Annotated in this window: 9 protein-coding genes and 1 pseudogene; 4 read left to right on the forward strand and 6 right to left on the reverse strand. The window is 74.8% G+C overall.

What is annotated here, in order from left to right:
* Positions 1-131 precede the first annotated feature (131 nt).
* The 5 genes from RKE29_RS22295 to RKE29_RS22315 form a co-directional block, all read right to left on the reverse strand.
* Positions 132-416: a hypothetical protein gene (locus tag RKE29_RS22295; protein WP_312007329.1), complete on the reverse strand. Its 285-nt coding sequence runs from the start codon at positions 414-416 to the stop codon at positions 132-134.
* Positions 417-503: 87 nt separating this feature from the next.
* Positions 504-1,670, reverse strand: a complete 1,167-nt coding sequence (locus RKE29_RS22300) for an acyl-CoA dehydrogenase family protein (RefSeq protein ID WP_312007331.1) — start codon at positions 1,668-1,670, stop codon at positions 504-506.
* A 4-nt stretch (positions 1,671-1,674) separates the two neighbouring features.
* Complete coding sequence (locus tag RKE29_RS22305; RefSeq protein ID WP_312007332.1) at positions 1,675-2,619, reverse strand: hydroxymethylglutaryl-CoA lyase; 945 nt, start codon at positions 2,617-2,619, stop codon at positions 1,675-1,677.
* Positions 2,619-5,372, reverse strand: a complete 2,754-nt coding sequence (locus RKE29_RS22310) for a biotin carboxylase N-terminal domain-containing protein (protein ID WP_312007333.1) — start codon at positions 5,370-5,372, stop codon at positions 2,619-2,621. Before RKE29_RS22310 ends, RKE29_RS22305 begins: the two co-directional genes overlap by 1 nt.
* Before the next feature lie 26 nt (positions 5,373-5,398).
* Complete coding sequence (locus RKE29_RS22315; RefSeq protein ID WP_312007334.1) at positions 5,399-7,039, reverse strand: carboxyl transferase domain-containing protein; 1,641 nt, start codon at positions 7,037-7,039, stop codon at positions 5,399-5,401.
* Between the two features lie 88 nt (positions 7,040-7,127).
* On the opposite strand from RKE29_RS22315, the gene RKE29_RS22320 reads away from it, so the two are divergent.
* From RKE29_RS22320 to RKE29_RS22330, 3 genes are all read left to right on the forward strand, one after another.
* Positions 7,128-7,769 (forward strand): TetR/AcrR family transcriptional regulator, encoded by a 642-nt coding sequence (locus tag RKE29_RS22320; RefSeq protein ID WP_312007336.1) that lies wholly within the window; start codon positions 7,128-7,130, stop codon positions 7,767-7,769.
* Positions 7,770-7,981: 212 nt separating this feature from the next.
* Positions 7,982-9,139: an acyl-CoA dehydrogenase family protein gene (locus RKE29_RS22325; protein ID WP_312007339.1), complete on the forward strand. Its 1,158-nt coding sequence runs from the start codon at positions 7,982-7,984 to the stop codon at positions 9,137-9,139.
* Positions 9,140-9,219: 80 nt separating this feature from the next.
* Positions 9,220-10,113, forward strand: a complete 894-nt coding sequence (locus tag RKE29_RS22330) for an acyl-CoA thioesterase II (RefSeq protein ID WP_312007337.1) — start codon at positions 9,220-9,222, stop codon at positions 10,111-10,113.
* A 121-nt stretch (positions 10,114-10,234) separates the two neighbouring features.
* Here RKE29_RS22330 and RKE29_RS22335 read toward each other — a convergent pair whose 3' ends face one another.
* Complete coding sequence (locus RKE29_RS22335; protein WP_312007338.1) at positions 10,235-11,032, reverse strand: phosphatase; 798 nt, start codon at positions 11,030-11,032, stop codon at positions 10,235-10,237.
* A 248-nt stretch (positions 11,033-11,280) separates the two neighbouring features.
* Between RKE29_RS22335 and RKE29_RS22340 the strand changes: the two are divergent.
* Positions 11,281-12,130: pseudogene (locus RKE29_RS22340) on the forward strand (haloacid dehalogenase); the annotation flags it as partial.

Here is a 12,130-nt window from a genome sequence, read left to right on the forward strand (position 1 = left end):
CCTGGGCCCCGGCCCCGGTCCTGGGTGGGCCGGGGCGGCCGCGGGCCCTGGCCGGGTGCCCGCGGGTTCCGGTCGCCCGGCCCGCGAGCCGCGCCGGGCACGCGAGCCGGGTCTGCGGCCGCGGCGCCGCCTCAGCCGTAGACCACGCGCCGCAGCTGCCGCAGCGAGAGGTCGGGCGGGGCCACCGCGCGGTGCGGCAGCTCGGCCGTGATCCGCTGGAAGATGTCCGGGTTGCGCAATCCTCCGGACTGCAGCTCGCGGTGGCGGCGGCGGACGAACTCCTCCGTCGTCTCGCCGAAGTACGCCAGCACGTCCCACACCACGCGGGCCGCCTCACCGCGGCTCAGCGGCGTGCTGCGCACCAGGTGGTCCAGCAGCTCCTCGTGCGGGCCGGCGAATCGTGACGTCTGGCTCATAAGGCGATCGGACACTCGTCGATACTGCGGCCCTGCGGTCGGCTCCGCAATATTCCTGCCCGATATCGGGCAGGAACGCTGCCGATCTCAGGCCCGCAGGCCCAGGTCCCGGGCGATGAGCATGCGCTGCACCTCGCTGGTGCCCTCCCCGATCTCCAGTATTTTCGAGTCCCGCCACATCCGGGCCACCGGATACTCGTTCATGAAGCCGTACCCGCCGTGCACTTGCGTGGCCTCCCGGGCATTGGTGACCGCCACCTCCGAGGCGTAGAGCTTGGCGATGGACGCCTGCCGCTTGAACGGCTCTCCCCGCAGCAGCCGGGAGGCCGCGTCCCGCCAGGCCAGGCGGGCGGTGTGCGCCCGGGTGTCCATGTCCGCGAGCTTGAACTGAATGCCCTGGTTCGCGCCGATGGGGCGGCCGAACGCCTCGCGCGTGCCCGCATACGCCACCGACTGGTCCACGCAGCCCTGGGCCAGGCCCGTCGCCAGGGCCGCGAACGCGATCCGGCCCTCGTCCAGGATGCTCAGGAACTGGGCGTACCCCCGGCCCCGCTCGCCCACCAGGTTGGCACCCGGCACCCGGCAGTCGGAGAAGGACAGCTCCCGGGTGTCCGACGCGTTCCACCCCACCTTGGAGTACGGGGCCGAGACGGTGAGGCCGGGCGTGCCCGACGGCACGATGATCGAGGAGATCTCCGGGCCGCCGTCCGGCGTGCGGCCGGTGACGGCGGTGACCGTGACCAGCGCGGTGATGTCCGTGCCGGAGTTGGTGATGAAGCACTTGGTGCCGTTGATCACCCACTCGTCCGTCGCCGTGTCGAGCCGGGCCGTGGTGCGGGTGGCGCCCGCGTCCGAGCCGCCGCCCGGCTCCGTCAGGCCGAAGGCGCCCAGGGACTCCCCGGAGCACAGCGCGGGCAGCCAGGTCCGCTTCTGCTCCTCCGTACCGAACCGGAAGATCGGCATGGCGCCGAGCGAGATCCCGGCCTCCAGGGTCACCGCCACCGACGAGTCCACCCGGGCCAGTTCCTCGATGGCCAGGCACAGCGCGAGGTAGTCGCCGCCCATGCCGCCGTAGGCCTCGGGGAAGGGCAGGCCGAACAGGCCCATCCGGCCCATCTCGCGGACGATCTCGTACGGGAACTGGTGCTGCTCCCAGAACTCCCCGATCTTCGGAGCGACGACGTCGCGCGCGAACTCCTCGACGGTGCGGCGGAGCTCTTCGTGTTCGGAGGACAGGCGGTGGTCGAGGGACATGGCTTCACGTCTCCTTCTGGGAGAGGGCGCGAACGGTGCGGGACGGGCTGGGCCGTCCCAGCCGGCCGGCCATCCACACGCTGGTGGCGGTGAGACGGTCCAGGTCGACCCCGGTCTCGATGCCGAGACCGTCGAGCATCCACACCAGGTCCTCGGTGGCGAGGTTGCCCGTGGCGCTCTTGGCGTACGGGCAGCCGCCGAGGCCGCCGGCGGAGGCGTCCACGGTGGTCACGCCCTGCTCCAGCGCGGCCAGGGTGTTGGCGAGGGCCTGGCCGTAGGTGTCGTGGAAGTGGACGGCGACCCGGTCGGCGGGGACGCCTGCCTCGCCGAGCGCGGTGAGCAGGGCCCGCACGTGGCCCGGAGTGGCCACGCCGATGGTGTCGCCGATGCTCAGCTCGTCGCACCCCAGGTCCACCAGCCGGCGGCTGACCGACACGGTCCGCTCCAGCGGCACCGGGCCCTCCCACGGATCGCCGAAGCACATCGACAGATAGCCGCGCACGAAGCACCCGGCCGCCCGCGCCCGGGCGACCACCGGCCGGAACATCTCCAGCGCCTCGTCCACCGTCCGGTTCAAATTGGCCCTGGCGAACGACTCGGTGGCGCTGCCGAATACGGCCACCTCCCGCGCACCCAGCGCGAGCGCGCGGTCCAGGCCGCGCTCGTTGGGCACGAGCACCGGGAGTCGGGCGGCCACGTCCGACAGCAGCGGCAGCAGCTCCTCGGCGTCGGCCAGCTGGGGCACCCACCGGGGGTGGACGAAGCTGGAGGCCTCGATGGTGGTCAGCCCCGCGTCGGCGAGCCGGTGTACGAACTCGGCCTTCACCTCCACCGGTACGACCGCCTGCTCGTTCTGCAGCCCGTCCCGGGGCCCCACCTCGTGGATGCGGACCCGGCCGGGCAGACCGGAAGCGGGGACGGCCATGGGGAGGGTGCGGATCGCCGTCATCACGCACCTCCCTCGGACCGGGCTCGGGACTCGGCGGGGGCGGCGAGACCCGCCCCGGCACCGGGCCCACCGGGAGTGGCCGACCCGGCCGGAGGGCCTGGCTCGGCAGCGGCGCCTGGCCGGGCGGCGGTGCCCGTTCGGCCGGGTTCGTCTGAGGCGCCGTACTGGCCGGAGCCGCCGGGGGTGCGGTGCCGGCCGGGATCAGCGGGGGCGCCGGGCCGGCCGGGCGCACCGGGATCGGCCCGGGAGTCAGGCCCGGCCATGACGTCCGCCGCGGACGGGGCGTCAGGGCCGGGTGACGCGNCAGGCCCGGCCATGACGTCCGCCGCGGACGGGGCGTCAGGGCCGGGTGACGCGTCAGGACCGGCCGGGGCGTCAGGACCGGGTGAGGTGTCAGGCCCGGTCGGGGCGTCGAGCGGGGTGACGACGGCCAGCGGCTGGTCCATGGCGACCGTGCTGCCGGGGGCCACCTCGACCGCGGTGACGGTCCCGTCGTGCGGAGCGCGGACGACGTGCTCCATCTTCATCGCCTCGACCACCAGCAGGCTCTGTCCCGCCGTCACCTTCTCTCCGACGGCCGCCTTGACCACCGTGACAGTGCCCGGCATCGGCGCCGTGAGCGCCCCGGCGTGGGCGGCCGCCGCGCCGCCGCGCAGGGCCGCCGCCACAGGGTCGTGGCCGGTGACGTGCCAGGCGTCCCCGTCGCGCCCGAGCCACGCGCCGTCCGGCGCGCGGGCGACGAGGAAGGTGTGGGTGACGCCGTCGAACTCGACCGTGACGCGCCCCGTGGCGCTCAGTCCGCCCGTCGGCGCGCCGGACGACGGACCGGGGTCGGCCGCAGAGGGGAGAGCCGCGGCCGAGAGGGCCGGAGAGGCGAGGGCCGGAGAGGGGGCGGCCACGAACGAGACGGTCGGAGCGGGGATCGCCGGGGACGCGGGAATGCCCCTGGCCGGGCCGTCCCCCGTGGTGGAACCCGTCGCTCCCGGCCGTCCGGAGCCCAGCCGGGCCCGGACCGGCGGGAAGCCGCCCGCCCCGGCGGCCTCTGCCGCCTCCTCCGGTCGCTCGACGCGGACCTCCGCGTCCGCGGCCAGGCCCCGCACCCGGACCCGCACCGGCTCGTGGCCCGGAACCCGCAGGTGGTGTGTGGTCCACGCGGCCTGGCCGCCGAGCCGCCAGCCGGACGGTACCGAGAACGGGTCCACCCATCCGCCCGGCCCGGGGCCCGCGCCCGTCCCGCCCGGCCCCGTGCCTCCGCCCGTCCCGCCCGTCCCGGCCTGCCCGCCGCCGGGCGTGGACGGCTCCAGCGCAGCCTGTCGCAGCAGCGCGGCCGCCGCGTACACCTCGTCCGGGATCCGGCCGGGCACCAGCGTGTGCCCCTCCCGGTCCACCAGGCCGGTGTCCAGGTCTCCCGCGGCGACGGCCGGATGGGCGGCGAGGCGACGCAGAAAGCCGGTGTTGGTCTCCACGCCCAGCACCGCCGTCTGGGCCAGGGCGGCCCGCAGGCGGCGCAGGGCGGTCGGGCGGTCCGGGCCGTGCGCGATCACCTTGGCCAGCATCGGGTCGTAGGCCGTGCCGACCCGGGCGCCGGGGGACAGGCCGGAGTCGACGCGCACGCCCTCTCCCTCCGGCTCGCCCACGGCCAGCACGGTGCCCGCCGAGGGCAGGAAGTCCACCGCGTCGCCCGCCCGGCGCGGGGCCTCCGCGCAGATGCGGGCCTCGACCGCGTGCCCGGTGAGCGTCACGTCGTCCTGCCTGAAGGGCAGCGGTTCCCCGGCCGCGACCCGCACCTGCCACTCCACCAGGTCCACGCCGGTGACCAACTCGGTGACGGGGTGCTCGACCTGGAGGCGGGTGTTCATCTCCATGAAGTAGTAGTCGGGCCCCTCGCCGCCCCCGGCCGCGCCGGGGCCGGTGCCCGGCACGATGAACTCCACCGTGCCCGCGCCCGTGTACCCGCAGGCCCGGGCCGCCCGCACGGCGGCCTCGCCCATGGCCGCCCGCGTGCCCGCGTCCAGCAGCGGGCTCGGCGCCTCCTCGATGATCTTCTGGTGGCGGCGCTGGAGGGAGCACTCGCGCTCGCCGAGGTGGACCACGCCGCCCTGGCCGTCGGCCAGCACCTGGATCTCGATGTGCCGGGGCCGCTGCACCCAGCGCTCCACCAGCAGGGTGTCGTCGCCGAAGGCGCCCCGGGCCTCCCGCCGCGCGGCGGCGATCTCCTCGGCGAGCCGCGCTTCGGCGCTCACCAGCCGCATGCCCTTGCCGCCGCCGCCCGCGGACGGCTTCAGCAGCACGGGCAGGCCGATGTCCCGTGCGGCCCGCGCGAGCTGGTCGTCGGTCAGCCCGCTGCCGGTGGAGCCGGGCACCACGGGGACGCCCGCCGCGCGCACCGCCTCCTTGGCGCGGATCTTGTCGCCCATCAGCTCGACGGCATCGGCCGGGGGGCCGATGAACACCAGCCCCGCGGCGGTGCAGTCCCGGGCGAACGCGGCGCTCTCGGCGAGGAAGCCGTAGCCGGGGTGCACGGCCTGGGCGCCCGTACGCGCGGCCGCGTCGAGCAGCCGCTCGGCGGACAGGTAGCTCCCGGCGGCGGACGCGGGCCCGATGCGCACCGCCGTGTCCGCCTCCCGGACGTGCCGGGCCCCGGCGTCGGCGTCGCTGAACACGGCGACCGCGCGCACGCCCAGCCGCCGCAGCGTGCGGATCACCCGGACCGCGATCTCGCCGCGGTTGGCCACCAGGACGGCCTCGAACATCGCTCCCCTCCTCACAGCCTCACCCCTCACATCCGGAAGACGCCGTAGCCGGAGGCGGCGGGCTCGGCCTCCGCCCTGCTGGGCAGGGGCGCGTTGGCGCACGCGGTCAGGGCCAGGGCCAGCACGGTGCGGGTCTCCAGAGGGTCGATCACGCCGTCGTCCCACAGCCGTGCCGTGGCGTAGTAGGCGCTGCCCTGCGTCTCGTACTGCGCGCGGATGGGGGCGCGGAACGCCTCCTCGTCCGGCGCGCTCCACTCCTCGCCGCGCGCCGCGAGCTGGTCGCGCTTGACGGTGGCGAGGACGGCCGCGGCCTGCTCGCCGCCCATCACCGAGATCTTCGCGTTCGGCCACATCCACAGGAAGCGGGGGGAGTAGGCGCGCCCGCACATCGAGTAGTTCCCCGCGCCGTACGAGCCGCCGACGACGACCGTCAGCTTGGGCACGCGCGTGCACGCCACGGCCGTGACCATCTTGGCGCCGTGCTTGGCGATGCCGCCCGCCTCGTAGGCCCGGCCGACCATGAAGCCGGAGATGTTCTGCAGGAAGAGCAGCGGGATGCCGCGCTGGTCGCACAGCTCGATGAAGTGTGCGCCCTTCTGGGCGGACTCGGAGAACAGGATGCCGTTGTTGGCGACGATGCCCACCGGGTGGCCCCAGATGCGGGCGAAGCCCGTCACCAGCGTCGTCCCGAACTCGGACTTGAACTCGGCGAACCGCGACCCGTCGACCAGCCGCGCGATCACCTCCCGCACGTCGTAGGGCGTGCGCGGGTCCGCCGGCACCGCCCCGTACAGCCCCGCGGGGTCGACCGCGGGCTCCTCGGGAGCGGCCACCGGCCACGGCGGCAGGCGGCGCTCCGGCAGTGTGGAGACGATCGTGCGCACGATCCGCAGCGCGTGCGCGTCGTCCTCGGCCAGGTGGTCGGTCACGCCGGAGACCCGGGAGTGCACCTCGCCGCCGCCCAGCTCCTCCGCGGTGACCACCTCGCCGGTGGCCGCCTTCACCAGCGGCGGCCCGCCGAGGAAGATCGTGCCCTGGCCGCGCACGATCACGGCCTCGTCGCTCATCGCCGGCACGTACGCCCCGCCGGCCGTGCAGGACCCGAGCACCGCCGCGACCTGGGGGATGCCGGCTCCCGACATCCGCGCCTGGTGGTAGAAGATCCGTCCGAAGTGGTCCCGGTCGGGGAAGACCTCGTCCTGCATGGGCAGGAAGGCACCGCCGGAGTCGACCAGGTACACGCACGGCAGCCGGTTCTCCAGCGCCACCTCCTGGGCGCGCAGGTGCTTCTTGACCGTCATCGGGTAGTACGTGCCGCCTTTGACCGTGGCGTCGTTGGCGATGACCATCACCTGGCGGCCCGCGACCCGCCCGATTCCGGCGATGACCCCGGCGGCGGGCGCCTGGCCGCCGTACATCCCGTCGGCCGCCAGCGGCGCCAGCTCCAGGAACGGCGAGCCTGGATCCAGCAGGGTGTCCACCCGGTCCCGGGGCAGCAGCTTGCCGCGCGCGGCGTGCCGGGCCCGGGCCTGCTCGCCGCCGCCCAGCCGCGCGGCGGCCAGCTTCTCCCGCAGCCGCGCCGCCAGCTCGCGGTGCGCGGCCTCGTTGGCCCGCCAGGCGTCGGACGCCTGGTCGGCGGTGCTGCCCAGCACCGGTGCCTGGTCCATGGCTGCGAGCTCCCTCCCCCATGTTAGCGCTCGTTAACTACATCCCACAGGTTAACGGCTGCTAACCGCCCTGTCTAGAATCGATTTCATGAGCATGCGAGCCCCCGCCCCCTCCCGTCGCGAGCAGATCCTCGGCGAAGCGGCCCGCCTGTTCGCCGAGCGCGGGTTCCACGGCGTCGGCGTCGACGAGATAGGCGCGGCGGTCGGCATCAGCGGCCCCGGCCTGTACCGGCACTTCCCCGGCAAGGAGGCGATGCTGGCCGAGCTGCTGGTCGGCATCAGCGGCCGCCTGCTGACCGGCGGCAGGCGCCGGGTGGCCGAGGCCGCCGAGGCGGGCCACGGGCCGGCGGCCGTGCTGGACTCGCTGGTCGAGGGCCACATCGACTTCGCCCTGGACGACCGGCCCCTGATCACCCTCCACGACCGGGAGCTGGACCGGCTCCGCGACAGCGACCGCAAGCTGGTGCGGTCCCTCCAGCGGCAGTACGTGGAGCTGTGGGTCGAGGTCGTGCGCACGGTCTACCCCGAGCCCGCCGAGGCGGAGGCGCGCGCCTGCGTGCACGCCGTGTTCGGGCTGCTCAACTCCACCCCGCACCTCAGCCGCCGCAGCGCCCTGCCGGACCGCGCCGCCATGGCCACGCTGCTGCGCCGTCTCGCGCTCGGTGCGTTCGAGGCCGCCTGCGGCTCCCCGGCGCCGGTGCTTCCCGCTCCCGCGCCGGCTCGCCCCTGACCTCGCGGCATGGTCCCGGCCCGGTCGGGAACCCGCGCCCGGGACGGCTCTGGACAGGGCGGCCGGGCGCGGGTAGCTTCACTGAGCAAGCGCTTAGTCGGTGTGTCGTGCGACCGGCCGGCGGGCGCCGCGACCATCGATCGAGCAATCCCAGGGCGAGCGGCCGCCTCCCCGGCGGGGCCGCCCGGCCGCACAGAAGGGCGGTGCGCACCATGCGGCGCACGGTGTTCAGCGAGGACCACGAGGCGTTCCGGCAGACCATCCGCGACTTCATCGCGGCCGAGGTCGCCCCGCACTTCGACCAGTGGCGGCAGGCCGGCCACCCGCCGCGCGACTTCTACAAGAAGCTGGGCGAGCTGGGCGTCTTCGGCATCGAGGTCCCCGAGGAGTACGGCGGCGCGGGCGAGAAGAGCTTCAAGTTCAACGCCGTCATCACCGAGGAGCTGGCCCGCGCGGGAGTGAGCTTCGGCGGCAGCAGCGTGCACACCGCGCTGTGCCTGCCGTATCTGCTCAAGTACGCCACCGAGGAGCAGAAGCAGCGCTGGCTGCCGCCCTTCGTCAGCGGCGACATGATGACCGCCATCGCCATGACCGAGCCGGGCACCGGCTCCGACCTGGCCGGCATGCGGACCACCGCGAAGCTGTCGGAGGACGGCACGCACTACGTCCTCAACGGCGCCAAGACCTTCATCACCGGCGGCGCGCTCGCCGACCGGGTCCTGGTCTGCGCGCGCACCGCGCCCCCCAGCCCGGAGGACCGGCGCGGCGGCATCTCCATCCTCGTGGTCGACACCAAGAGCGAGGGCTACGCGGTCGGCCGCAAGCTGGAGAAGCTCGGCCAGCACGCCACCGACACCGCCGAGCTGTCGTTCACCGACGTCCACGTGCCGGTGACCGACCGCCTCGGCGAGGAGGGCCGGGCGTTCGAGTACCTGACCCACAACCTGCCCCAGGAGCGGCTGGGCATCGCCATCGGCGCGTACGCGCAGGCGGCCGCGGCCGTGGACTTCGCCAAGGACTACGTGCGGGAGCGGACCGTCTTCGGCAAGCCGGTCGCCCACTTCCAGAACACCAAGTTCGTTCTCGCCGACTGCAAGGCCGAACTCGACGCGGTGCAGGCGGTCGTGGACCGGGCCCTGGAGGCGCACGACGCGCGCGAGCTCACGCCCGCCGACGCCGCCTCCGCCAAGCTGTTCAGCACCGAGACCGCGGGCCGGATCATCGACAAGTGCCTCCAGCTGCACGGCGGTTACGGCTACATGATGGAGTACCCCGTCGCCCGCCTGTACGCCGACGCCCGCGTCAACCGCATCTACGGCGGCACCAGCGAGGTCATGCGGACGATCATCGCGAAGTCGATGGGCCTGTGAGCGGCCCGGGCCGGGCGTCCGCCGACGGCGGACGCCCGGCCATCCGACCGTTCAGACAGGTCTGCAACACTCCCTGGACTATGACAGAGGCACTTCACGACCTGCTCGATCTGCTCGATCTCGAACAGATAGACCAGGACATCTTCCGAGGCACCAACCAGTCGGCCATCATCGTGCCGCGCGTGTTCGGCGGGCAGGTCGCCGCCCAGGCCCTGGCCGCCGCGGGCCGTACCGTCCGCGACGACCGCACCGTCCACTCGCTGCACGCCTACTTCCTGCTGCCCGGCGACCCCACGGTGCCCATCGTCTACACCGTGGACCGCATCCGCGACGGCTTCTCCTACACCACCCGCCGGGTGGTGGCCGTCCAGCGCGGGCAGCCGATCTTCCACCTGTCCGCGTCCTTCCAGGTACACGAGGAGGGAATGGAGCACCAGGAGCCGATGCCGCCCGTACCCGACCCGCTGTCGCTGCCCTCGGCGGCCGAACTGCTGCCCCGGTACGCGCACCTGTTCCCGCTGCCGGACACGGTCGAGCGCGTCCTGAAGGCCCGCGGCGCCGTCGACCTGCGGTACGTCAATCCGCCGCCATTCGGCAGCATCGGCGAGCAGCGGGAGGGGAAGTCGCAGGTTTGGTTCCGGATCAACGGCAAACTGGACGGCGCCTCCGACACCCCGCTCACGCACGCCAGCCTGGTGACCTACGTCTCCGACATGACGCTGCTCGACTCCGTCCTCATCGCGCACGGCCGCGGCGGCTGGCTGGTGGGCGACGTGGTGGGCGCCAGCCTCGACCACGCCATGTGGTTCCACCGTCCGTTCCGGGCGGACGAGTGGCTGCTGTACGACCAGCAGAGCCCGTCCGCGTCAGGCGGCCGCGGCCTCGCGCGGGGCCGCATTTTCACCGCCGACGGGCAGCTGGCCCTGTCCGTGGTGCAGGAGGGCGTGGTGCGCATCCCGCGTGCCCGCCGCTGAAGCCACCCAGGCCACCAAGCCACCCAACCGCCGAAGCCTTCGAGGCCGCCGGAGAGCCGCCCGGCAGCCGCGGGTGCGCCCGGCTCGGGCCCGTACGACGCGGACGCGCCCGGGCCGGGAGTCATCTGTCCGACAGCCCCGCCGCGTCCAGCAGGTAGGCGGTCATCGGGTCGTAGAAGCGGGGGTTGGTCACGTGGTCGTCCAGCGGCACCACGACCGCCAGCGTGCCCTCCGCCTCGCCCAGGAACAGCGCCGGGTCGTTGCAGTCGGCGTACCCCACCGCGTCGATGCCCCGCTGCCCCGCGCACCCGGCCCAGCCGTGGTCGGCGACCACCAGGTCCGGCAGCGGCCGTCCCTCCCGCTCCAGCGCGTCGAGGATCGCGGCCATCGGCGCGGGGGAGTGGGTGTGCCACAGGGTGGCGCCGCGCTCCAGCATCGCCACGTCGGCGAACTGGAACACGTACCCCTCGTCGGCCGTCAGACCGCCCGGTATCTCCACGATCTCGCACCCGGCCGCCCGCAGCGCCGCGGCCGTGGCCCGGTGCACGTCCAGCAGCCCGCCCGGGTGACCGGTGGCGAACAGCACGCGCTTGCGGTCCTCGGCCGCCTTCCGCAGCGCCGCCGCCATCCGGTCCAGCGCACCGACCGTCAGCTCCGGGTCGATGGTGTCCTGCCCCACCCGGAAGTCCGGGTCGTCGACCACGCCGCAGCGCTCGGCCATGACCGCCAGCACGTCCTGCTCGTCCGTCCAGCGGTCGCCGAGTTCGAGACCGAGCCAGTAGTGGCGGTCGCCGTTGGCCAGCTTGCGGTAGTGGGCGAGGTTGTTGGCCCGGGGCGTGGCCACGTCCCCGGCGATCCGGGTGCGGACGAGATGGTCGATCAGTTCGGCGCGGGAGGGCGCGGAGCGAGGTATCGGCATGGCGACATTGTCACCCGCGTGCCGCCCGGAAAGGCGGACAGGGCGCGCCGCGCTCCGCCCCGGCGCCGCGGGGCCGGCCGCCCGGCCGGGCCGCCGGCCCGCGTCTGCTGCCCCTGACCGGCGCCGACGGGCAGGGATGCGCCGACGGCCGCGGGGTACACGAGGAGCGGCGACGCTCAAGGGGTGGCCCTGTTCCGTCCGCGATACAGTCGCCGCGACCGTCACCGGCGACCCCACGGCGGAGAAGGATGAGGCTCCCCCCACGGCCCACCCGGCTCACCGGCCCGCTCCTCGCGGCCGTCCTCGTCGCGGCCGCGCCGGCCGTTCCGGAGGCCGCGGGCCCCGGCGCCCCGGCCGCCTCCCACCCGGCACCGTGCGACCGGCAGCCGGACGGAGCGGGCTGGACGCTGTCGTCCTCGCGCGCCGGCGCCTCCGGACCGGACGCCGCCTTCCGCGCGTACGTCGGCAACGGCTACCTCGGCCAGCGCGTGCCGCCGCAGGGCACCGGATACGCCGCCACGGGCGAGAAGACCGGCTGGCCGCTGTACACGCCCCGGTACGACGGCTCCCTCGTCGCCGGGCTGTACGCGCGGGACGCGCACACGGCCGGAAACCGCCAGGTCGCCGCCGCCATCCCGACCTGGACCGCACTCGACGTGACCGCGGCCGGGCAGACCTTCTCCGCCGCCACCCCGCCCGCGCGGATATCCCGCTACCGCCAGACCCTCCACCTGCGCTGCGGCCTGGTCCGTACCGCGCTCACCTGGACCGCTCCCGACGGCCGCGCCACCGACCTGGTCTACGACGTCGTCGCCGACCGTACGGACCCGCACATGGGCGCCGTACGGCTGCGCATGACCCCGCACTGGACCGGCGAGGCGACCGTGACCGACGTCCTCGACGGGCGCGGGGCCCGCCGCCTCGCACCGGTCGGCGGGCGGGGGCCTGACTCCGGCGCGCCCGGCACGGTGCGCGTCGGCTTCCGTACGGACGGCACGGGCACCGAGGGCGCCGTCGCCTCCACCCTGCGCCCCGGCCCCGGCGTGCGGCCCCGCGCGGGCGGCGCGCGGCCCGGCGACGGCCCCGCGCGGGCCGACG

The sequence above is a fragment of the Streptomyces sp. B1866 genome (assembly GCF_031932565.1).
Taxonomy (GTDB): Bacteria; Actinomycetota; Actinomycetes; order Streptomycetales; family Streptomycetaceae; genus Streptomyces.

What these genes read in the sequence shown, in the direction of transcription:
- RKE29_RS22295 (WP_312007329.1), bottom strand. Translation starts at nt 416, where the DNA reads ATGAGCCAGACGTCACGATTCGCCGGCCCGCACGAGGAGCTGCTGGAC.
- RKE29_RS22330 (WP_312007337.1), top strand. Translation starts at nt 9,220, where the DNA reads ATGACAGAGGCACTTCACGACCTGCTCGATCTGCTCGATCTCGAACAG.
- RKE29_RS22300 (WP_312007331.1), bottom strand. Translation starts at nt 1,670, where the DNA reads ATGTCCCTCGACCACCGCCTGTCCTCCGAACACGAAGAGCTCCGCCGC.
- RKE29_RS22335 (WP_312007338.1), bottom strand. Translation starts at nt 11,032, where the DNA reads ATGCCGATACCTCGCTCCGCGCCCTCCCGCGCCGAACTGATCGACCAT.
- RKE29_RS22325 (WP_312007339.1), top strand. Translation starts at nt 7,982, where the DNA reads ATGCGGCGCACGGTGTTCAGCGAGGACCACGAGGCGTTCCGGCAGACC.
- RKE29_RS22315 (WP_312007334.1), bottom strand. Translation starts at nt 7,039, where the DNA reads ATGGACCAGGCACCGGTGCTGGGCAGCACCGCCGACCAGGCGTCCGAC.
- RKE29_RS22320 (WP_312007336.1), top strand. Translation starts at nt 7,128, where the DNA reads ATGAGCATGCGAGCCCCCGCCCCCTCCCGTCGCGAGCAGATCCTCGGC.
- RKE29_RS22305 (WP_312007332.1), bottom strand. Translation starts at nt 2,619, where the DNA reads ATGACGGCGATCCGCACCCTCCCCATGGCCGTCCCCGCTTCCGGTCTG.